We start from the raw sequence: 21,621 nt of genomic DNA, 5'->3' as shown, positions 1-21,621 counted from the left end.
GGCGCTCATGGCCGCCGTTGAGTCGCACCCGCATCATGCGTGCTACATGGTTTTCCTCAAGAGACAGGCCGGTTCGTCCGGCCTGTCTCGTCTCGTTTGTGCCTTTCGTTCATCCCTTCTGCGCTCGCGTCGGGAATCCGCGAGACGCTAACGCATCGATATCGACGTAAAAGCAGCGCGCATGTGACAAGCCCCCGCCGCATTGCTGCGACGGGGGCTTGTTTGTCACGTGGAGCGCGGCCAGCCGTGCTTCACGCGCCTTACGTCTGACGATTGCGGGCGCGCCTTATGCGGGCGCGTCGCGCGCAGGCTCTTCGTCGAGCGTTTCGCGCGTTTCGGGCATCACGAGCCACACCAGCAGCACGGCCAGCGCGCCCGCGGCCGCGAGGCCGAGGAAGCTCACGGTATTGCCGAAGTGATCGGCGATAAAGCCCGCGAGCGCCGTCGAGAGCGTCGCGCCGATCCCCGCCGAGAGCCCGAACAGCCCGATACAGAGGTTGTAACGGCCCTTGCCGCCCGCGACGTCGGCGGCGATCAGCGGCAGCATCACGCCGAACACGGCGGCCGACAGGCCGTCGAGCATCTGCACCGGCACGAGGAAGTACGGGTTGCCCACGGCTGCGAACAGCAGCGCGCGCACGGGCAGGGCGCTGAAACCGAGAATCAGCACCGGGCGGCGTCCCCAGAGTTGCGAGGTGCGCCCGACCCACGGCGACATCATCGCGACGATCGCCTGCGGCACGATGATGCACGCCGCAATCACGAGCTGCACGTTGTCGCCCATGCCGGCCGTCACTTCGCCCGCCGCGAGGTTCAGCATCGCCGCGTTCGAGAGGTGGAACAGCACCACGCAGGCCGCGAACGTGAGCATGCGCTTGTCACGCAGCAGATCGAGAATGGTCTCGCGCTCTTCGCCGGCGGGCGCGGCATCGGCCTTGTTCGCCTTGAGCGGCTTGGGTGCGTGCGCGTGCTTGTCGTATTCGATCATCGCGAGCGCGACGAGCGCCGGCAGCGCGAGCGCGGCCGTCAGCCAGAACACGGCGCGCGGCGAGATGTACTCGCCGCACAGCCCCATCAGCCCGGCGGCCACGGCGCTGCCGATGGACGCCCAGCGCGCGTTGCGCCCCAGCCGGTCGCCGAGATTCTGACGGCCCACCAGCGCGAGCGCGAGCGCGGCCATCGCCGGCACCAGCATGCAGCTCGCGAAGCCGTGGAACACTTCGGCGGCCATCACCGGGATCACGGTCGGACTCGACGCCAGCAGCACGGCCGAGGCGATGATCGCGATGATCGCCCAGGCCGCGGCGGCCTTCTTGTTCTTGAGGGCGTCGACGGCCGCGCCGCCCGGCACCTGGCTCACCATCGCGCTGATCGTGCCGACCGACAGCGCGAGGCCGATTTCGCCCTGCGTCCACTTGTGCGAAGCCAGATACGAAGCGATGAACGGCCCGAAGCCCGTCTGCACGTTCGCGACGAAGAAGTTGAGCCAGTCGAGCGCACGCACGCTGCGCAGACTGGGTGTGAATTGCGTGGTCTTACCGATCATTGGGCACCGCGCGCGGAAGCTGCCGGGGCGGCGCCGGTGGCCGGATTCGGACTGACGGCGCGCACCGGCTGGTCGTTCGCATACGGCGGCGAGGCGTCGACCTGCTGATCGCTCATCTCGATCTGGGCTTCGAGCGCGTTGTTCTTCGTGACGAAGTGCAGCGCCGACCAGTCGGCGGCGATCGTGTGGCGTTTCTCCAGCGTGCCGCTCACGTCGAGCACGACCGCGAGCGGGTCGGCGCCGCCATCAAGCAGCACGTCGACCACGCGGCCCACCTTGGCGCCGTTGGCGCGTTCGACGGTCGCGTCGATGAGCGGCAGACGCGTCGGGCCGGCCTCGCCGACGCCGGGCTGCGCGCCGCCCGACTTGGGCCGGTCGGTCAGCTGCAACTGCGCGGGCGTGAGCGCGAGCGTGATGGCGGGCGTCTTCGGCTGCGGATTCACGCGCACGGCGCTCCACGGGAAGCTCGCCTTGCGGTCGCCGATCCCCATGAAGCCCTGCAGATTCACGACGACCTCCTGCGGCTTGCCGCCGGGGCCCGCGACCATGTCGACGGCGCGGCCCACGACCTTGCCGTCGGTTTTCTGCACTTCGCTGTCGAGCAGCGTGCGGAAGGTGCCGCGTTCGATCACCTTCGTCTGCACGAGCGGCTGCGGCGGCGGCGCGACGGGCGCGCTGGCGGGCGCGGGCGGCGGCGGCGTGGGGCGGCGGCGGCGCACGGGTGCGGGACGCGGCTTGCGCGGCGCGGGCTTCGCTTCGGGCGTTTCGGTGTCGCTGGCGGCATCGGGCGCCGATGCGGCCTCGGGCTCGCTCGCGACATCCGGCTCGCTCGCGGCCACGGGCGCTTCCGGCTCGGGTGGCGGCGGCGAGCGGAACAGGCTACAGCCCGACAGCACGGCTACGACGAGCAGAGCAGAAAGGGTCGGAAGATTTACAACAGGACGTGCGAAACCGCCTTTCATCAACAGAAACTCCTAGGAGCGCCGGCGCGGGCTTGCGCTCAGGCGCGCCGCGCGGCGGGGTCAAACCGGGTCGTGAGAGTTTAACCCGCGCAACGCGGCAATCCGCCTAAAACGGCCCTTTTTGCGTCTTTTCAACCCGATTGACCCGCCATCTCGACGACAAAAGCACATCGGCGGCCCGGATGCTGCGCTTGTCGCGCGAGCCGGCCGGCGCGCGTCGGGTGCCGTTCGTGCCAATTCGGGCTGCCTGCGCGTTCTGTCAGGCGTGCGGCTCAGCGCAAGCCGCACGCCCGAGCGCGGCGACCCCATCCGATTCATTCATCGGACGACATCGCGCGCGGCCAGAACGCGGAAGAAAAAAGCGCCGGGGTAAACGCGGGGGCCGCCCGCCCGCCGGGCCTTGTTCGCGGCGATATAAGGATCACGGCATGTCCTCAATGCGATTTACGCGATGGGAGCGCATGACGGGTTCGCCTAACCTTCGATCCAGCATAAAGATGTCAAAAACTGTCCACCGACATAGACAGCGCTTTCCAAGGCGCGCCCGGCTGGCGTCGACACGACAACTCAACATACGAGACGAACCTGATGACGGGGCCGCGCGCAAGCCGCCGGTCCGTTTCAGCATGCTGATAAAGGAGGCACTCATGCTCGACCCCCACGTCCGGCCCTTGGCCGACGCCGCCGAACTGACCGCGGATCTGTCCGTGGCCCGTGACGGCGACGCCCTCGACGCCGCCCGCGCGACGGGCTTGCTCGACCGCTATTTCGACATCGCCGCGCGCGGCAGCTCGGTGCGCCAGGAGGGCATCGCGGGCGTCACCACGTTCCTCGCGATGGTCTATTCCGTGTTCGTCGTGCCGGGCATGCTCGGCAAGGCGGGATTCGACACCAGCGCCGTGTTCGTCGCCGTCTGCCTGACCACCGCATTCGGCTCGCTGCTGATGGGGCTGTGGGCGCGCCTGCCGATCGCGATCGGTTGCGCCATTTCGCTGACGGCGTTCACCGCGTTCGGCCTCGTGCTCGGCAAAGGGCTCAAGCCGGAAGTCGCGCTCGGCGCGGTATTTCTGATGGGCCTCGTCTTCACGGCGATTTCCGTCACGGGCGTGCGCTCGTGGATTCTGCGCAACCTGCCGCACGGCATCGCGCATGGCACGGGCATCGGCATCGGGCTGTTCCTGCTGCTGATCGCGGCCAACGACGTGGGCCTCGTCGTGAAGAATCCGGGCGCGGGTCTGCCGGTTTCGCTCGGTCATGTCACCTCGCTGCCGGTCATCATGTCGGTGGTCGGTCTCGCGGCGATTTTCGGCCTCGTGCGCCGCCGCGTGCCGGGCTCGATCCTGATCGTGATCGTGGCGATCTCGGCGCTCGGGCTTGCGCTTGATCCGGCCGTGGCGTTCCACGGCGTGTTCGCGTGGCCGTCGCTGTCTGCGCCGGGTCATGCCTCGCTGATAGGCGCGATGGATATCAAGGGCGCGCTTTCGCTGACGGTGTTGCCGAGCGTGCTCGCGCTCGTGATGACGGCCGTGTTCGACGCCACCGGCACGATCCGCGCCGTGGCGGGGCAGGCGGGCCAGCTCGACGCCAACGGACGCATCATCAACGGCGGCCGCGCGCTGACGGCCGACTCGGTCAGCTCGATCTTCTCGGGCTTCTTCGGCGGCGCGCCGGCGGCCGCCTATATCGAATCGACCGTCGGCGTGGCGGCGGGCGCGAAGACCGGCATGGCCGCCGCCGTGGTGGGCGTGCTGTTCCTCGCGGTGATGTTCTTCGCGCCGCTCGCGGGCCTCGTGCCCTCGTACGCCACGGCGCCCGCGCTCATGTACGTGGGCCTGATGATGCTGTCGAGCGTCGCGCGCCTCGACATGAGCGACATGGTCGATTCGATGGCGGGCCTCGTTTGCGCCGTGTTTATCGTGCTGACCGCCAATATCGTCACCGGCATCATGCTCGGCTTCTCCACGCTGGTGATCGGCCGCGTGGTGAGCGGCGAGTTCAGGAAGCTCAACGTCGGCACGGTCATCATCGCCGCGGTGCTCGTGGCGTTCTACCTGGGCGGCTGGGCCATCTGACGCGCACGCGTCGCGCTGGCCCGGTCATCGGCAGGACGGTCCCACGGCGGCCCGTCCTGGCGGCTTCACGGCTCGCGTTCGCCTGACGGCGGCGCGGGCCGTGCGGCATTTGCGGCGCGATTTTTTATTGCCGGAACCGGCAAAGATCGCGCCTTGACTTCCGCGTCTCGCGTCCTATGCTAAACCGCATGGTTAAGTATGAAGACGACGCGTTGAACCGCACCTTCGCCGCGCTCGCGGACCCCACGCGGCGCGCGCTGCTCGCGCGGCTCGCCCAGCAGGACGCGCTCTCGGTGAGCGCGCTCGCACAGCCCTTCGCGATGTCCTTGCCCGCCGTGATGAAGCACCTCGACGTGCTCGCCGAGGCGGGTCTCGTCACGCGCGAGAAGACCGGGCGCACGGTCGCGTGCCGTCTCGCGGCGGGGCCGATGGAGGACGCGATGCAGTGGCTCGCGCACTATCAGCGCTTCTGGAACGCGGCGCTCGATCGCCTCGCCGCTTTCGTGGAGGAAGACGCATGTCCCGCCGACCCGAACCTGTCACCGCTGCAACCGCTCTCACCAATACAAGCGATGGCGCCGACGCCGCCGGAGGTGTCGCCGTCCTCGTCATCCGCCGTCGTCTCAACGCGAACGCCTGCAAGGTCTACGCGGCATGGACGCAAGCGGCGCAACTGATGCGCTGGATGCATCCGCTCGACACGACCTGCCTGCATGCCGAAGCGGACGTGCGTGTGGGCGGGCGCTTTCGCGTCATCATGCGTTCGCCCGACGGCGAGGAGCACGATGTGAGCGGCACGTATCTGGAGGTCGTGCCCGAGCAGAAACTGGTGTTCACGTGGGCGTGGCGCAGCACGCCCGAGCGCGAATCGCGCGTGAGCGTGCTGCTGCGCGCCGAAGGCGAAACGACCGAGCTGACGCTGCGCCACGAACGTCTCTTCGACGAAGCAACGCGCGACGCGCATCGCGAAGGCTGGTCCAGCGCGTTCGACCGGCTGGGCGAGCTGTTCGACTAGGCCGGACTCAAGCCGGGATCGACGATCAACCGAAGGAGGAAGACACGATGGAAGCGCACAAGATTGTTTCGGAGGCCGAATGGTTGAAGGCGCGCGAGGCGCTGCTCGAAGACGAGCGCGCATTCACGCATGCGCGCGACGCGCTGGTGGCGAAGCGCCAGGCGCTGCCGTGGGTGAAAGTCGAGAAAAACTATACCTTCGAGACGCCGCACGGCACACGCACGCTCGCCGAGCTGTTCGGTCCGCGCAGCCAGTTGCTGACGTATCACTTCATGCTCGGACCGGACTGGGAAGAGGGCTGTCCGGGCTGCTCGTTTCTCTCGGATCACGTCGACGGCATGCTGCCGCATCTGGAGCATCACGACGTGACTTACGTGGCCGTCTCGCGCGCGCCGCTCGCGAAGATCGAGGCTTTCAAGCAGCGCATGGGCTGGCGGTTTCCGTGGGTGTCGTCCTATGGCGGCGACTTCAATTTCGACTTCGACGTGTCGTTTTCCGACGCCGATAAGGCACGCGGCACGGCGCGCTACAACTATCGCGAACAGGACTACGTGAGCGACGAATTACCGGGCATCAGCGCGTTCTATCGCGACGAGGCGGGGCAGGTCTATCACACGTATTCGGCCTACGCGCGCGGCGTCGAATTGCCGATCGCGACCTACGCGATGCTCGAATTCACCGCGAAAGGCCGCAACGAAGCGCACGACATGAACGACTGGATGCGCCATCACGATCGTTATGGCGACAGCGCGCAGACGCACGCGTGCTGTGGGCACGACAAGGCCGGGCACTGAAGAAGACGTCGGGTGAAGCGGCGCGAAACGATGCGTCTGTCAGCTTGCGCAGGGTCGCGGAAAGTGCTGCGAAACGTGAATGAAAGCACCAGGGGCGAGCGACGCAATGCGGCGTCGCGAACGCGAGAGTCGGCTTAAAGCGACATCTCGAACGCGGGGCGCAGCAGGACTTCAATCGCCATCACGATCAGACCCATGGCGGCGGCGGCGAGGGTCAGCGTGCCGTATTCGTCGTAGCGCGCATCGTAGAGACAAGCGACGACGAACAGAATGGCGAGCAGGTTGGTCAGCCAGTCGAAGTTCAGCGCGAGGAGCATCGGCATATCCGGGTGCCGATCCGAAGAAGGCGGGCCGGCGGGTAGTGCAAACCGGCGCGATTCTAGCGGATCGACCTTACGGATACGCAACAATACGGCGCATTACAACGTTATTTTTGCGCCGGTTATTTTCCGGACGCCGGCACCGGCATCTCGTCGCGAATCCAGTCCGTGACCGAGTTGCGCTTCGGCTGCCAGCCGAGCAGCGTGCGCGCGCGCTCGCCACGCACGCGGCTGTTCGAGCCGAGCCCGTACGACGCCATCTCGTAACCCCATTCGTCGATCGCGTCCTTGAGCGGCCAGTCTTGCGGCGCGCCGAGGCCCATCTTCCGAGCGAGCGCTTCGGTCATCGAGACGAAGTTGGCTTCGCCGCTGTCGACGAAATAGAACGTGCCCGCAGGGGTTTTCTCGATCGCGAGGCGATAGAGTTCGGCGACATCGTCCACGTGCACGTTCGACCAGATGTTCAGGCCGCGCCCCACGTGACGCATGACGCCGCTTTTCTGCGCCTGACGAATCAGCCGCGGCAACTGCACGCTCGCCGCGCCCGGCACCGCGCCGACGCCGTAGATCAGCGTGTTGCAGAGCACGGCGCTGCGAATGCCGCGCTGCGCGCCCGCGAGCACGAGATCGTCGATGGCCACGCGCGGCGCCTTGTCGGGCGTCGGCGCGGGCAGGGCGTCTTCGTAGTAGATCTTGTCGGTCGGCTCGCCGCCCGAGGCGTCGCCGACGATGCTCGATCCGCTCGTATGCAGCAGCGGCTTGCCCGAGCCTTCGAGCGCGTCGAGCAGCGCTTCGATCGCGCCGCGATGGTCGCTGTCGGCGGCGTTGATGACGGCGTCGGCGGCGCGCGCTTCGTGCATCAGCAGGTCGCGGTCGTCGAGGCCGCCGCGCACCGGCGCGATGTTCAGCGCTTCGAGGTCGGCGAACTGTTCGGGGCGGCGCACCAGCCCGCGCACCTCGTGGCCCGCGCGCGCCAGATGCGCCGCGATCGTGCCGCCGATAAAGCCGCCTGCGCCTGTCACGAATACTTTCATTGGGACTCTCCTGGTTGGCCCGGCGCCGCCAACGGCAGCGGGGGCGAATGGTCGTGATGAATGATCTGGCGATGAGTATCGCGGCATTCGCGCTTTGCAAAAACCGTGTTAGTCTCAAATGAATCTTGACTGCGGATCAATAATGAAAACGTCGACCGACGAATTGCTCGTATTCGTCACCGTGATCGATGCTGGGTCGATCACCGCCGCCGCCGAAAAACTTCAGCAGACGGTGTCGGGCGTGAGCCGTGCGCTCACACGGCTCGAAAAGCAACTGGGCGTGGCATTGATCCTGCGCACCACGCGGCGGCTGCAACTGACCGAAGAAGGCGAGCTGTTCCTCGAACGCGCCCGCGCGATTCTGGGCGCGATGGAAGATGCCGAAGAGGCCGTCACGCGCCATCGCGAGCAGCCGTCGGGGCGGCTGCGCGTGGACGCGGCCACGCCGTTCATGCTGCACTGTATCGTTCCGCACGTGAGCGCGTTCGCGGCGCGCTTTCCCGAGATTCAGCTCGAACTGACGAGCAACGAGCGCATCGTCGACCTGCTGGAACAGCGCGTGGATATCGCGATCCGTATCGGCGCGCTGCAGGATTCCACGCTGCATGCGCGCTCGCTCGGCGTGAGCCGCCGCCGCGTGGTGGCGAGTCCCGCGTATCTCGCGGAGCACGGCACGCCGCGCTCGCTCGCGGCCTTGCGCGAGCAGCGGCTGATCGGTTTCACGGCGCCCGTGCAACTGAATCGCTGGCCGCTGCGCGAATCCAACGCCGACGCCTACGCGGACAGCGAGCATCAGGCGCCCTTGTTCGACGAAACCGCCGAGCCGGGCATCGCGATCCAGCCGACGCTGTCCGCTTCGAGCGGCGAAACCATCCGGCAACTCGCGCTCGCCGGCGCGGGCATCGCCTGTCTGTCGGACTTCATGACCGCCGACGACCGCGCGTCGGGCCACCTCGTCACGCTCCTCGACGACGCGCTGCTCGCCGAGCGTCAGCCGATCCACGCCGTCTATTACCGCAGCGCCGCGCTGGCCGCCCGCGTGCAGTGCTTTCTCGCGTTTATCGGGGGCAGGCTGGAACTTCAGCCCTGACGGGGCCCGGTGCCGGGGCGGGGGCCGCACTCATGGATAGTCCCAGGGCGGCGTGATCCGACTAAGAGTTGTCTATACAGGCGCGCCAGGCTAGACTGCGCGACAACTTGTATAGACAGGATTCGATCATGCTTCTCACGCCCGGCCATCTGACCCTGCCCCAACTGCGCCAGATCGCGCGCGAAACGGTGAAACTCGAACTCGATCCGGCGAGCTACGCCGGCATCGACGCGGGCGCGCGCGCCGTCGCCGAGATCACCGCCAAGGGCGAGCCCGCTTACGGCATCAATACGGGTTTCGGCCGGCTCGCGAGCACGCATATCCCGACCGATCAGCTCGAACTGCTGCAACGCAACCTCGTGCTCTCGCACGCGGTGGGCGTGGGCGAGCCGATGTCGCGTCCGGTCGTGCGCCTGCTGATGGCGCTGAAGCTGTCGAGCATGGGCCGCGGCCACTCGGGCATCCGCCGCGAAGTGATGGACGCGCTGATCACGCTGTTCAACGCCGACGTGCTGCCGCTGATTCCCGTGAAGGGTTCGGTCGGCGCCTCGGGCGACCTCGCGCCGCTCGCGCATATGTCGGCGGTGCTGCTCGGCATCGGCGAAGTGTTCATTCGCGGCGAGCGCGCCAGCGCCGAAGCGGGTCTGGCCGCCGCCGGCCTCAAGCCGCTCACGCTGCAGGCCAAGGAAGGCCTCGCGCTGCTCAACGGCACGCAGGCGTCCACGGCGCTCGCGCTCTACAACCTGTTCGCGATCGAAGACCTGTACCGCACGGCGCTGGTGTCGGGCGCGCTGAGCGTGGACGCGGCGGCGGGCTCGGTCAAGCCGTTCGACGCGCGCATCCACGAACTGCGCGGCCATCGCGGCCAGGTCGAAGCGGCCGCGTCGTATCGCGACCTGCTCGAAGGCTCGGCGATCAACCTCTCGCACCGCGATTGCGGCAAGGTGCAGGACCCGTATTCGCTGCGCTGCCAGCCGCAGGTGATGGGCGCGTGTCTCGACCAGATGCGCCACGCGGCGCACGTGCTGCTGATCGAGGCGAACGCCGTCTCCGACAATCCGCTGATCTTTCCGGAAACGCTCGAAGTGCTTTCGGGCGGCAACTTCCACGCCGAGCCGGTGGCTTTCGCCGCCGACAATCTCGCGCTGGCGGCCGCCGAAATCGGCGCGCTGGCCGAGCGCCGCATCGCGCTGCTGATCGACGCGACGCTCTCGGGTCTGCCTCCTTTCCTCGTCAAGGACGGCGGCGTGAACTCGGGCTTCATGATCGCGCACGTGACGGCGGCGGCGCTGGCCTCGGAAAACAAGACGCTCGCACATCCGGCGTCGGTCGATTCGCTGCCGACTTCGGCGAACCAGGAAGACCACGTGTCGATGGCGACCTTCGGTGCGCGCAAGCTCGCCGACATCGCCGACAATACGGCCAACATCCTCTCGATCGAACTGCTCGCCGCCGCGCAAGGCGTCGATCTGCGCGCGCCGCATCAGACCAGCCCGGCGCTGCAACGCGTGATGCAGACCGTGCGCGCCGAAGTTCCGCATTACGATCTCGACCGCTACTTCGCGCCGGATATCGCGGCCGTCACGCGTCTGGTGCAGGACGGCGTGATCGCGGCGCACAGCCCGTTCGCGTTCGAATCGCAGGCGAACTGAGCGTCGCCGGGCGACGAGCGTCGCGCATGAACGCGCCCGCGTATCAAGGCATCAAGGACTTCATCCTTGCGCGCATCGACGCGGGCGAGTGGGGCGAGGGCGACCAGGTGCCGTCGGAGAACGAGCTGGCGCGCGAGTTCAAGGTCGCTCGCATGACCGTGAACCGCGCGCTGCGCGAGCTGACTGCCGAACAGGTGCTCACGCGCGTGCAGGGCGCGGGCACCTTCGTCGCGCGGCCGAAGTACGAGTCGACGCTGGTGGCCATCCGCAGCATTTCCGATGAGATCGTCGCGCGGGGTCATCGTTATCGCGCCGAAGTGCTGGAACTCGGGCCGATGGCCGCCGACGAGGCGCTCGCGCTCGAAATGGGCCTGCGCACGCACGACGTCGTGTTTCGCTCGCGCGTGCTGCACTTCGAAAACGACAAGCCCGTGCAACTCGAAGAGCGCTGGGTCAATCCCGCGCTCGCGCCCGATTACGCCGGACAGGATTTCACGCAGACCACGCCGAATCAGTATCTCGTGCGCGTGGCGCCTTTGCAGCGTGTTGAGTACCGCATCGAGGCGCTTGCGCCCGAAGTCGACACGCGCGCGCATCTGGCGATGGGCGAGTCCGAGCCGTGTCTCGTGCTGCATCGGCGCACGTGGTCGCGCGCGCTGGTGGCGTCGGTGGCGAACCTCTGGCATCCGGGCAGCCGGTATCGATTTACCGGGCATTTCTAGGCACGTTCCGCCGTTTTTTCCAGTCGCGCTTCGTCTTTCTGTTGCGTTGCAGCGGACATGGATTCATTGGTAATCCGAAGTAATCCATCCCTTCCTTTTGCAGCGATGACTCCCTATGGCGCGAGCGTGCTGCTGCATCGCTGACTAGCGGGTTGCGACCCCGCTTGAACGTTGCGGCCGCGCGGCACGTGTCTTGCGGCGGGTTGCATCGCACCGTGCGATGCGGCTAACCTTCAGGCATCGGCCAGGCGCATCGACGCTGATGCGGCCTTCGAGGAGGACCTCCGCAATGGAAGATTCCGGCGCAACGCTCATGCCCATGTGGCGCGCGAACCTCGCGCTGCTCACCCGCGAAGTCGGCGCGGTCACTAGGCTCGCGCGCATGATGACGTTTTCCGCCAGTCACATGAAGCTGATCGTGACCGGTCAGCGCGACTTCAGCGCGGAGTTCGTGCGCGGCGTGGAAGCCGTCACGGGCTTGCGCGAAGGCTGGATGGACGAGCCGCACGACGCGGCCGACGTACCCGACGAAGCCCGCGAGGCCATTGCCGGCGAATCGCCGCGCGCGCGTTTTCGCGGCACGGCGCATCCGGTGCGCAAGGCGCCGGTGCTGCGCTCCGAGCCCATCTTCGGGCAGACGGGCGCAAGGCGCGAGGCGGGGCAGGACGCTCAGGCGCAGCGGAAGCTGGCGGGCACGCGCAAGATCCGCGAACTGGCGGCGCAGGACGTGCGCAAGCTCGAACGCCACCTGAGCATGCTGCCGGTCGATCCGGAAGCGCTGCGCTCGCGTATCGAGGACGTGATCGGCTACGCGGAGCCCGACGAAAGCGTGCGCGCCGATCTCGAAGGGCGGCTCGAGCAGATCGAGAAGCACCGCGAGTTACTGCTGCGGCACATCTCGCGGCTGCATGCGCTGCTGCTGCGTCTCGGCGAGGAGTGACGCCGCGCATTACGCACCGCTTTCATCGGCTAGACCCGCAGTTCCGCGAGAATCTGCTCGGCGAGAAAGTCGCACGGCGGGCGGTTTGAACTCGCGCTGCGTGCGAGCACGACTTCGAGTTCGGGCAGATCGGGCAGACCGTGCGGGCGGCCCAGCGTCGCGAAGGTCTCGGGTACGGCGCAGCGCGCAAGCGGCGCCACGGCGAGGCCCGCCGCCACCATGCTGCACAAGCCCATCAAGCTCGGGCTTTCATACGATGTGCGATAGGTGATGCGCGCACGCTCCAGCGCCTGGATCGCGTTCGCGCGCGCCACGCTGCCCGCGCTGAAGAGGGCGATGGGCAGCGGCCGTTCGCGCCAGACCTCGCGGCCGATCGCGGCCGTGGCGGCGGCGGGCGGCCCGGCCCAGACCATCGGCTCGAAGCGGATGAATTCGCCGGACAGACCGCGCGCGCTGCTGGTGCCGGTCGTGCCGGTGATGCATGCGAGATCGATCTTGTTCTCCCGCACCAGCGGCGCGAGCGCGCTGCTCGGCAGCCCGACCACCTGAATCTCCACCTTCGGCCAGTTCGCCGAGAACTTGCGCAGCACGGGCGGCAGCAGCGACGACGCGTAGTCGTCGGGCATGCCGATCGAGACGCGCCCCGTCACCTCGGGATGTGCGAGCGTCGCCCAGGCCTCGTCGCGCAGCGCCAGCATGCGCCGCGCGTAGGCGATCAGCGTATGGCCGTCGGGCGTGGGCGTGACGTTGCGCGGCGCGCGGATGAAGAGCGGCTTGCCGAGGGTCTCTTCGAGCGCGCGGATCTGCATGCTCAGCGCGGCCTGCGAGCGGTGCACCAGCGCCGCGCCGCGCACGAAGCTGCCGGCGTCGGCGACGGCCACCACCATGGCGAGCACGTCCAGATCGAGGGTCTTCATCGGTATAAGAAAAACTGATCGAAAACTTCAATATAACGCGTTTGTCTGAAGCCCGCGACGTCCGTATTCTGGGGAACGAGCCGTCCGCTTTGTCCTCGGTCCGCTCCCTTCTCACGTTCCGCTAGCGCGTTGCCGCCAACCATAACGAGATCCGCGATGTCGATGACCCCGTCTATTGATTTGAACTACGAACGATTCCGCGCGCTCGGCCTGCGCCTCGACATGTCGCGCGGCAAGCCTGCGCCCGAACAGCTCGATCTCTCGGCGGCGCTGTTCGAGGCTGCGGATACAGCCGGTTTTCGCGCGCGCGATGGCTTCGACTGCCGCAATTACGGGCTGGGCGCGGGCGTGCCCGAGGCGCGCGAACTGGGCGCGGAACTGCTGGGCGTGAGCGCCGCGCAGGTGGTGGCGGCGGGCAATTCGAGTCTCGAACTGATGCACGACGCGTTCGTGTTCGCACTGCTGCATGGCGTGCCGTCGGGCGAAGCGGGCGCGCAAGGCGCGCCGTGGCGCGCCCAGGGCGAGATCGCGTTCCTCTGTCCCGCGCCGGGCTACGACCGTCACTTCGCGATCTGCGAGGCGCTGGGCGTGCGCATGATCGCCGTGCCGATGAACGACGACGGTCCCGACATCGACGCCGTCGAAGCGCTCGTTCGCGACGACGCCTCGATCAAGGGCATGTGGTGCGTGCCGCATTACAGCAACCCGACGGGCGCGACGTATTCCGACGACGTCGTGCGCCGACTCGCCGCGATGGCCACGGCCGCGCCCGATTTCCGCCTGTTCTGGGACGACGCCTATCGCTTCCATCATCTCGTCGAGACGCCGCGCGCCGCGCACGACATGATCGCGGCCTGCGCGGCGGCGGGCCACGCGGACCGCGTGCTGGTGTTTGCGTCGCTGTCGAAGGTGACTTACGCGGGCGGCGGGCTCGCGTGGCTGGCGGCGTCGCCGCGCAACGTGGCGTGGTGGCTGCGCCATACGGGTGTGCGCTCGATCGGCCCGGACAAGCTGAACCAGTTGCGCCACGTGCGTTTCGTGCGCGATCGCGCGACGCTCGACGCGCTGATGGCCCGGCACCGCGCCTTGCTCGCGCCGAAGTTCGACGCGGTCGATGCGGTGTTTCGCGAGCGTCTGGCGGGCGTGCCGCAGGTGAGCTGGAACGCGCCGCAGGGCGGCTATTTCATCAGCCTGTATGCGCCGCCGGGCTGCGCGCGCCGCACGGTGGAACTTGCCGCCGAGGCGGGGCTCGTGCTCACGCCGGCGGGCGCGGCGTTTCCTTATGGCGTCGATCCGCAGGACAGCCATTTGCGGATTGCGCCGTCGTTTCCTTCGCTCGACGAGGTGCGGCTCGCGGCGCATGGCATCGCGCTGGCATTGCTGCGGGCCGTCGAGGAGCAGGGCAGGCGGGCGGCCTGAAGCGGGTGGTCTGAAGCGGGTGGTCTGAAGCGGGCGGTGCGGCAGGCGATGTGCTACAACGAAAGTCGAACGCCATTGTCTCCGCGAGGTCGCCGTGTCCGCTGCGCTTTCCCCGTCCTCTTCGTCGCTCGCCGCCGGTCTGCAACGCGCGCTCGCGCAGCTTCGGCGCGACGGCGCGGCGCGTCAGCCGGAACGCCGCCCGCTCGCCGCGGGTCCGGGCCCGCACGCCGATGATGGCGTCCGCACGCTCGGCCCCGGCGACCGGCCCTTCGAGGAACGTCACGAACGCGCGTGTCTCGCGATCGTCGTGGCGGGATCGTTCGGTGATCGCGGCGCGCGGCGCACGCGGCGTTGAGCGTGACGCGCCCCGGCGGCTTTGCGCGGATCTTCGCGCTTGCGCTTGCACTCTGCGTGGCCTCGGCGACGCGGGCGGCATCGGCGCAGCCCGTCACCACGCCGCCGCCCGATTCGTCCACCGAAGCTGACACGCCCCCGGCGACGCTGGAACGCGACGTCCACGTTTTCGTCGTGCAAAAAGACGGCTCGGTCGAGGAGCACGACGATTCGACCTTGCGCGCGAACACGGGCGCGGGCGTCGATGCCATCGCCCAGCGCTACGTCTGGTTCAATAAGGATATCGAAACGATTACGGGCCTCGCGGCGCAGACCGTCGATCCGGACGGCAGCGCGCACGCGGTCGGCCCGGCGAATATCCGCGACGTGCAGGAGCCGCGCTCGGCGGGCGCGCCGACCTTCGAGGACGGCGTCTTGCGCACCGTGATCTTTCCGGGCGTGCAGCCCGGTTCGCGCGTGCGCCTCGCGTTTTCGAAGCGGCGCACGAAGCCCTTGCAGGCGGGCACGTTCTCGTACTTCGCGGTGCCGGAAGATCAGCCCACGCAGTTCCAGCGCCTGATTTTCGATCTGCCCGCCGACGTGCCGCTCTACGCCGACGCACGCGGCTACACCGCGCAGCCGCCCGTGACGGAGAACGGCCGCACCCGCTACGCGTTCGATTACGCGCACGGCCCGTATGCGCCGCTGGAGGCGGGCGCGATCGCGCGCGTGAACTGGGGTGCGCGCCTGATGGTGACGACGGTGCCGGGCTTCGTGGCCTTCGCGGCGCGCTACCGCGAGTCGGCGGCGGATCCGTCGGCGACGAGTCCGGCCATCGCGGCCTTCGCGCAATCGCTGACGGCGGGCGCGAGCGATCCGCGCGAGAAGGCCGCGCGCATCTACGACTGGATGCGTCTGAACATTCGCTACGTCGCGCTGTTTCTGGGCGAGACCGAGGCCGCGCCGCATCGCGCGGCGGATATCCTGCGCGACCGTTATGGCGACTGCAAGGATCACGTCGCGCTATTCACGGCGCTGCTGGCGGCGGTCGGCGTGCGCGCCGAGGCCGCGCTCATCAGCCTCGGGCCGGTCTACAGCTTGCCGGACGTGCCGGGCTATGGCGCGGAAGCGATCAACCACGTCATCGCGTATCTGCCCGATCTGAACGTGTTCGCCGATACCTCGTCGGGCGGCGTGGCGTTCGGCTTCCTGCCGGCGGGCGTGATGGACCGCCCGGCGCTGCTCGTCGACGACGGCGTGCTCGTGCGCACGCCCGCGACGCAACCGCGCGCGCGTTCGGCGCGGCTGGAGATCGACGTGAATGCCGACGGCAACGCCGCGTTTCGCTATCACGTCGACGATGCGGGCGCGAGCGCGGAACCGGAGCGCAACACGTTTCGCCGCGCGACGCGTCAGGTCGCGCAGCAGATCGCCGCGCAGCGTGTGCGGTTGACCGGACTCGCAGGCACGGCGCGTCTGTCGACGAGCGCGCTCGACGCCACGTCGGGGCCGCTCGGCACGCGTATCGAGGGCACGCTCGACCACTTCGTCTGGCGCGACGGCACCACGGCGCTGCCCGCGCTGAGCAGCCTGTCGGGCGGCATCGCGACGCAGATCGACACCTGGCTCGCGGTGCCGCGCCGCACGCAGCCGTGGGCCTGCGTGGGCGGCGAATACGAGGAGGACGCGCAGATCGCGCTGCCCGCGTTCGCGCGCGTGACGGATCTGCCGCGCGATACCGATGCGAGCACGCAGGCCGACGCGGCGCGCATCGTCTACAGCGCGCATTACGTGTTCGATCCGCTCACGCGCACGGTGCAGATTGCGCGGCGCTTGTCGGCGCGATTCGGGCAACAGGTGTGTTCGGCGCAGCAGTTCGAGCAGATGCGCGATGCGCTCGTGCGCATCCAGCGCGACACGCATGCGCAGATCGTCGTGCGCGCGCGATGAATCGATCAGGATGGCTGATTAATTTTCTGGACGCCTGAAAACAGGCATCGAACGCGCGGTCTCAGCCGCCGCGCGTCATCACCGAAACCCACACGCCCTGTTTGACCTGATACAACGTGGACGCGCCGTTCTTGAGGGCGCCATGTTCGTCGAAGGCGATGCGGCCGGTCACGCCGTCGAAGGCGAGCGTGCCGAGCACGGGGCGGTAGACGTCCGGTTTCGCTGACTTCGCCGCGACCATCGCGTGAATCGCGGCCCACGCGGCGTCATAGCCGAAGGGCGCGTAAGCGAGCACGTCGGTGCCAAAGCGGCTGCGGTACTTCTGCGCGAAGCGCGGGCCATCGGGCAGTTGCGCGAGCGGGCGGCCGTATTCCCATGCCATCGCGCCTTCGCCGGCCGCGCCCGCGAGCTGCACGAAATCGGGGTTCGCCACGCCGCCGCCGCCCACGAACTGCGTGTTCATGCTGCGCGCCTTCATCTGCTTGACGAGCGACGCCGCCTGGTGCGCGAGGCCGCCGAAGTAGAGCAGGTCGGCGTCGGCGGCCTTGATCTTCGAGAGCTGCGGGCCGAAGTCGTCGGATTCCATGGCGGCGAACTCGCGCGCGACCACGTTGCCGCCGTGCTCCTTCACGGTGCGTTCGAACACGTCGGCCTCGCCCTGGCCGAAGGCGCTGCGGTCGTCGATGATCGCCACGCGTTTGGCCTTCATGACGTCGATGGCCCACGCGCCGGCAATGCCTGCGTTCTGCGCGTCGTTCGAGATCACCGTGAAGGTGTTCGCGAAGCCCTGCGCCGTGATGACGGGGTTGGTCGCGGCGGGGTCGAGCATCGGAATGCCGGCGCTCTCATAAATGCGCGAGGCGGGAATCGCCGTGCCCGAGTTGAAATGGCCGATCACGGCCGCCACGCCCTGATTCGCGAGCTGGGCCGCCGACTGCACGCCGAGGCGCGGATCGGCGCGGTCGTCGAGCGCGACGAGTTCGAAATGCGCCACCTGATCGCCGATCCGGAGACCTTGGGCGTTCGCTTCGTCGAGCGCGAGCTGCACGCCGTTTTGCAGGTCGCGGCCATAGTTCGCGTAGTCGCCCGAGATCGCCGCCACGAAACCGATGCGCACGGTCAGCGGCCCCGCCGCGTAGGCCGCGCCGTCCGGCAAGGCGAGCAGCGCGCCGCCGCAGACGCCCGCGACCGTGCCGGCGAGGGCGAGGCGCGCGAGCGTGCGCAAGACGGCGCGGCGTGGCCGCGCGACGGCGGCCAGGCGGGGTGTGTGGCGCGGACTCATCGTGACTCCTGGCGCCGGGCGGGCGCGGCAGTGTGCTTTCTTGTACGTTGCGCTCGTGTCGCGCGCGGGCCGTCTACGGCCCGGCGGACTCCCTCGGGGCGCCGGCGCGGGGCCGGCGACAGGTGTTTGCAAGCAATATAACAGGCTGGCATCGGGGTCAGCCGTGGTGTGCCGGTCGCCGGCGACCGGCGGCCGGATCAGTACTCCGCCTGCAGCGCGAGCAGCGATTCGCGCAACTGCACGAGCGGCGCCATCGTGTCGTCGTTGGCCCAGCCTTCGAGGTCGTCGAGCGCGCGGTTGCAGCCGTCGAGCACCACGTCGAAGTCGACCGGCACGCCGTTGGCGAGCGCGAACCGGATCACCGACTCGAAGCGCTGGCAGTCGTCGTCGCCGTACGCGATGTCGAGGTTGTCGGCGATCGTCTGCGCGATATCGCTGCGCGCGCGGTCTTCCGCGTCGACGAAGTCGATGATGCCGCGCGCCACGTCGGGCGCGTGGTAGAGCGCGATGTCGAGCCACTGGGCGGCGTCGAAATCGGCCTCGTGGCTTTGCTCTTCGAAGTATTCGATCGCTTCCTGCTCGTGCGTTTCGCCGCCATCGACGGCGATGCACAACTGCTCGAAATACTCTTCCTGTTCACTGCGGATGGGGTCGGACATCGGTCAATCTCTTCAAACGGTGGGCGCGGGTGGCCGCGCGCGTGCGGCCCGCATTATATGCCCGATGACTGAGACCCGACGCTCGCGCCGTCTTTTACATCGCCGCGGACCCTGACCGCGCGAGCGCTCGAAGACGGCGCGAACGGACTCAGGCCGGCTCGACGGTCCAGGCGTCGAACCATTCGCGCGGGCGGGCGATCTGGTCCTGCGCGGCCACGATTTCCAGCTCGTAGCGACCGGCGTCGTAGGTCGTGCGCACGACCGCGTTGACCGCCGCGAGCGTGTGCTCGAAGGCGCGGCGCAGCGAGTCGCCGAGCATCAGACGCGCCACGAAAATCGCGCTCGTGATGTCGCCGACGCCGACCGGCTGCCGCGCGAACGGATAGAGCGGCCGCTGCGCGAGCCACGCTTCGCGCTCGCTGACCACCAGCATGTTGAAGGTGTCGGCGGGACTGTTGCGGTCGAGCAGATGCTTCACGAGGATCAGCTTCGGGCCGCGCGCGATCAGTTCGCGGCAGGCGGCGACGGCTTCTTCGGCGGTCTCCAGCTCGCGGCCGACGAGTCGCTGCAACTCGCTGTGATTGGGCATCATCGCGTCGGCCACGGCGGGCATGTGCGTGACGAGAAACTCCTGGATGCCGGGCTCGACCTTGCAGCCGTTGCCGGTCGCGTTGAGCGTGCCCATCACCGGATCGCAGAAATAGCGCGCCTGCGGATTGGCCGCCTTCACGGCGCGCACCACGTCGATCACGGCCTGCGCCTGTTCGGGCGCGCCGAGGTAGCCGGAGAGCACGGCATCGCAGCGCGGCAGCATGCCGATCGCGCCGATGCCGTCGACGAGATCGACCATCTGCTCCGCGTCGATCGCGCTGCCGGTCCAGTGGCCGTACTGCGTGTGATTCGAAAACTGCACGGTGTTGAGCGGCCACACGTTGACGCCGAGCCGTCGCATGGGAAACACCGCCGCGCTATTGCCCGCATGGCCGAACACGACGTGCGACTGGATGCTCAGGACATTTTTCATGGCCGGTCCGTTGGGTTTCGGGCGGGTGCTTCGGTCGAGTGTCTCGGTCATAACGTGGCTGTCGGCCGGTGCGCAACGGTTCGGTCCTGCGCGTGGCGGCCTGTTTGAAGGAGGGTGTCCGTATGACGCGCAAAGCGCGGGGCACGGAGACGCCAGGCGGCGGCGCGCGATGCATGCGGTGCAGCAACGATAACCGAATTCGCTACCCCGGGTCGATCATCGCGTGCGCGCGACGGGCGCGGTGTTGCGCGCCGCCGTCGCGAGGCATCGTCGAGCGCGGCGGTTTGTCGTCAGGCTGAGTTGTCACGCGGAGTGGCCACGCTGACTCGTCAGGGCGATCGTCGTCAGACCGAGTCGGCCAGCTCGCGGTAAAGCGCCATATAGCGTTGCGCCGACGCCGCCCAGCCGAAGTCCTGATGCATGCCGCGCGCGCGCGTCTCGCGCCAGTCGCGGCTGCGTGCGTAGAGCGCGAAGGCGCGGCGGATCGCGGCGGTGAGCGCGTCCGGTTCGAAGCGCTCGAACACGAAGCCGGTGGCGAGACCGTCGGCGAGATTTTCGAGCGAGGCGTCCACGACCGTATCGGCGAGTCCGCCCACGCGATGCACGAGCGGCAGCGCGCCATAGGCGAGCGCGTAAAGCTGCGTGAGCCCGCACGGCTCGAAGCGCGACGGCACCATCATCACGTCCGCGCCCGCGACGATCTCGTGCGCGAGCGTTTCGTCGAAGCCGAGTTCGACCGCCACCGACTCCGGATGCTGACGCGCCGCGCGCGTGAAGCCCTGTTCGAGACTCGCGTCGCCGGTGCCGAGCACGACGAGCTGGCCGCCGCGCGAGACGATTTCGGGCAGCGCCGCGAGCAGCAGGTCGAGGCCCTTTTGCTCGGTGAGGCGGCTCACCACGGCGAACACGGGCGCATCGTGCTTCGAGGCCAGACCGAAGCGCTGCTGTAGCGCCGATTTGCAGCGCAGCTTGCCGCTCATGCGCGTGGCCGAGTAACGCGCGGCGATGGCGGCGTCGCCGGCCGGACTCCACACCGCGTAATCGACGCCGTTCAGGATGCCGACGAGGTCGTGCGCGCGTCCCTTGAGCAGTGCTTCGAGGCCGCCGCCTTGCGCCACGGTCTGGATTTCGCGCGCGTAGCTCGGGCTCACGGTGGTGATCTTGTCGGCGTAATAGAGTCCGGCTTTGAGAAATGAAAGCTGACCGTAAAACTCGACGCCGTGCATGTCGAAGAAGTTGGCGGGCAGGCCCAGCGCGTCGAACTGCTGTGCCGGAAAAATGCCTTGATAGGCGAGGTTGTGGATCGTGAACACGCTGCGTGCGGGCGGCCGCGCGCCGTGGCTGCCCGCGCCTCGCTCGCGGGCGGCGGCGCGCAGATAAGCGCCTGCGAGGCCCGCATGCCAGTCGTGCGCGTGCACGATATGCGGCGTCCAGTTCGCGTCGAGATGCAGCGCGAGTTGCGCGGCGGCCCAGCCGAGCAGCGCGAAACGCTCGGCGTTGTCGCCATAGGGCACGTGTTCGGCGTCGAGATAGGGATTGCCGGGGCGCGCGTAGAACGCATCGGCGCGAATCATGTAGACGGGCACGCCGCTGCCCGGCAGACGCCCGAGTTCGAGCGAGGCCTCGGGCGCGCCGAAGCTGCGTTCGAGCCGCGCGACCGGGCGCAGGTCGGCGAGATCGGCGGCGACGCCCGGGAAGCCGGGCAACAGCACGCGCGCGTCGGCGCCTTGTTCGATCAGCGCGGCGGGCAGGGCGGCGGTCACATCGGCCAGACCGCCGGTTTTCAGGAGCGGATAGAGTTCACTGGCGACATGCAGAACACGGATCGTCATCGGGCTGAGGTCCTCGATTGAGCCTTGGGGGCGCTGCGGTTCTCGCCGCGCGGCGGAG

The 21,621-nt window shown here is 68.3% G+C and carries 20 protein-coding genes; 11 read left to right on the top strand and 9 right to left on the bottom strand.

Annotated elements, in window-relative coordinates:
* Positions 1-286: 286 nt before the first annotated feature.
* Both BMY06_RS27005 and BMY06_RS27000 read right to left on the bottom strand, forming a co-directional pair.
* Positions 287-1,546, bottom strand: a complete 1,260-nt coding sequence (locus BMY06_RS27005; protein ID WP_065061165.1) for an MFS transporter — start codon at positions 1,544-1,546, stop codon at positions 287-289.
* A complete protein-coding gene (locus BMY06_RS27000) occupies positions 1,543-2,508 on the bottom strand; it encodes a PRC-barrel domain-containing protein (protein WP_074986360.1) in 966 nt (321 codons plus the stop codon). Before BMY06_RS27000 ends, BMY06_RS27005 begins: the two co-directional genes overlap by 4 nt.
* A gap of 647 nt (positions 2,509-3,155) precedes the next feature.
* Between BMY06_RS27000 and BMY06_RS26995 the strand changes: the two genes are divergently transcribed.
* The 4 genes from BMY06_RS26995 to BMY06_RS26980 all read left to right on the top strand — a co-directional run bounded on the left by BMY06_RS26995 (position 3,156) and on the right by BMY06_RS26980 (position 6,389).
* Positions 3,156-4,580, top strand: a complete 1,425-nt coding sequence (locus BMY06_RS26995) for an NCS2 family permease (protein WP_074986359.1) — start codon at positions 3,156-3,158, stop codon at positions 4,578-4,580.
* A 188-nt stretch (positions 4,581-4,768) separates the two neighbouring features.
* On the top strand, positions 4,769-5,257 hold the full coding sequence (locus BMY06_RS26990) for an ArsR/SmtB family transcription factor (RefSeq protein WP_080180555.1): 489 nt from the start codon (positions 4,769-4,771) through the stop codon (positions 5,255-5,257).
* Between the two features lie 8 nt (positions 5,258-5,265).
* A complete protein-coding gene (locus tag BMY06_RS26985) occupies positions 5,266-5,595 on the top strand; it encodes an SRPBCC family protein (RefSeq protein WP_202035000.1) in 330 nt (109 codons plus the stop codon).
* A gap of 47 nt (positions 5,596-5,642) precedes the next feature.
* Positions 5,643-6,389 carry a DUF899 domain-containing protein gene (locus BMY06_RS26980; RefSeq protein WP_074986357.1) on the top strand — a complete coding sequence of 249 codons (747 nt, stop codon included), beginning with the start codon at positions 5,643-5,645 and terminating at the stop codon, positions 6,387-6,389.
* Between the two features lie 134 nt (positions 6,390-6,523).
* On the opposite strand, the gene BMY06_RS26975 is transcribed toward BMY06_RS26980, so the two are convergent.
* Together BMY06_RS26975 and BMY06_RS26970 are read right to left on the bottom strand one after the other, a co-directional pair.
* The gene (locus BMY06_RS26975) at positions 6,524-6,706 is read right to left on the bottom strand and encodes a hypothetical protein (protein ID WP_027821027.1); all 183 of its coding nucleotides are present in this window, start codon (positions 6,704-6,706) and stop codon (positions 6,524-6,526) included.
* Positions 6,707-6,831: 125 nt separating this feature from the next.
* Positions 6,832-7,743 carry an NAD-dependent epimerase/dehydratase family protein gene (locus tag BMY06_RS26970; protein WP_065061170.1) on the bottom strand — a complete coding sequence of 304 codons (912 nt, stop codon included), beginning with the start codon at positions 7,741-7,743 and terminating at the stop codon, positions 6,832-6,834.
* 142 nt (positions 7,744-7,885) lie between these two features.
* Between BMY06_RS26970 and BMY06_RS26965 the strand changes: the two genes are divergently transcribed.
* The 4 genes from BMY06_RS26965 to BMY06_RS26950 all read left to right on the top strand — a co-directional run bounded on the left by BMY06_RS26965 (position 7,886) and on the right by BMY06_RS26950 (position 12,147).
* Positions 7,886-8,833 carry a LysR family transcriptional regulator gene (locus tag BMY06_RS26965; protein WP_074986355.1) on the top strand — a complete coding sequence of 316 codons (948 nt, stop codon included), beginning with the start codon at positions 7,886-7,888 and terminating at the stop codon, positions 8,831-8,833.
* A gap of 125 nt (positions 8,834-8,958) precedes the next feature.
* A complete protein-coding gene (hutH, locus tag BMY06_RS26960) occupies positions 8,959-10,485 on the top strand; it encodes a histidine ammonia-lyase (protein WP_173816869.1) in 1,527 nt (508 codons plus the stop codon).
* Between the two features lie 26 nt (positions 10,486-10,511).
* Complete coding sequence (hutC, locus tag BMY06_RS26955; protein ID WP_074986352.1) at positions 10,512-11,207, top strand: histidine utilization repressor; 696 nt, start codon at positions 10,512-10,514, stop codon at positions 11,205-11,207.
* A 289-nt stretch (positions 11,208-11,496) separates the two neighbouring features.
* The gene (locus tag BMY06_RS26950) at positions 11,497-12,147 is read left to right on the top strand and encodes a hypothetical protein (protein WP_074986350.1); all 651 of its coding nucleotides are present in this window, start codon (positions 11,497-11,499) and stop codon (positions 12,145-12,147) included.
* Between the two features lie 29 nt (positions 12,148-12,176).
* Here BMY06_RS26950 and BMY06_RS26945 read toward each other — a convergent pair whose 3' ends face one another.
* Positions 12,177-13,064 carry a LysR substrate-binding domain-containing protein gene (locus tag BMY06_RS26945; protein ID WP_065061175.1) on the bottom strand — a complete coding sequence of 296 codons (888 nt, stop codon included), beginning with the start codon at positions 13,062-13,064 and terminating at the stop codon, positions 12,177-12,179.
* Positions 13,065-13,226: 162 nt separating this feature from the next.
* Here BMY06_RS26945 and BMY06_RS26940 point away from each other — a divergent pair, with 162 nt between their 5' ends.
* The 3 genes from BMY06_RS26940 to BMY06_RS26930 all read left to right on the top strand — a co-directional run bounded on the left by BMY06_RS26940 (position 13,227) and on the right by BMY06_RS26930 (position 16,766).
* Positions 13,227-14,483 (top strand): aspartate aminotransferase type Ic, encoded by a 1,257-nt coding sequence (locus BMY06_RS26940; RefSeq protein ID WP_074986480.1) that lies wholly within the window; start codon positions 13,227-13,229, stop codon positions 14,481-14,483.
* Positions 14,484-14,577: 94 nt separating this feature from the next.
* Positions 14,578-14,838, top strand: coding sequence for a hypothetical protein (locus BMY06_RS26935; RefSeq protein ID WP_074986348.1), 261 nt, complete (start codon positions 14,578-14,580; stop codon positions 14,836-14,838).
* 2 nt (positions 14,839-14,840) lie between these two features.
* Positions 14,841-16,766, top strand: coding sequence for a transglutaminase family protein (locus BMY06_RS26930; RefSeq protein WP_080180554.1), 1,926 nt, complete (start codon positions 14,841-14,843; stop codon positions 16,764-16,766).
* A gap of 61 nt (positions 16,767-16,827) precedes the next feature.
* Here the strand turns inward: BMY06_RS26930 and BMY06_RS26925 are convergent, their stop codons facing one another.
* The 4 genes from BMY06_RS26925 to glgA all read right to left on the bottom strand — a co-directional run bounded on the left by BMY06_RS26925 (position 16,828) and on the right by glgA (position 21,563).
* Positions 16,828-18,048, bottom strand: a complete 1,221-nt coding sequence (locus tag BMY06_RS26925; RefSeq protein ID WP_080180553.1) for a branched-chain amino acid ABC transporter substrate-binding protein — start codon at positions 18,046-18,048, stop codon at positions 16,828-16,830.
* 197 nt (positions 18,049-18,245) lie between these two features.
* Positions 18,246-18,707: a hypothetical protein gene (locus tag BMY06_RS26920; protein ID WP_074986345.1), complete on the bottom strand. Its 462-nt coding sequence runs from the start codon at positions 18,705-18,707 to the stop codon at positions 18,246-18,248.
* 148 nt (positions 18,708-18,855) lie between these two features.
* Positions 18,856-19,731, bottom strand: coding sequence for a pyridoxal kinase PdxY (gene pdxY / locus BMY06_RS26915; protein WP_065061180.1), 876 nt, complete (start codon positions 19,729-19,731; stop codon positions 18,856-18,858).
* Between the two features lie 344 nt (positions 19,732-20,075).
* A complete protein-coding gene (gene glgA / locus BMY06_RS26910; RefSeq protein ID WP_065061181.1) occupies positions 20,076-21,563 on the bottom strand; it encodes a glycogen synthase GlgA in 1,488 nt (495 codons plus the stop codon).
* Positions 21,564-21,621 lie beyond the last annotated feature (58 nt).

Source organism: Paraburkholderia tropica (assembly GCF_900109265.1).
GTDB classification, from domain to species: domain Bacteria; phylum Pseudomonadota; class Gammaproteobacteria; order Burkholderiales; family Burkholderiaceae; genus Paraburkholderia; species Paraburkholderia tropica.
Note: the sequence above shows the minus strand (reverse complement) of the source record. Positions and strands in the feature narration are given on the sequence as shown.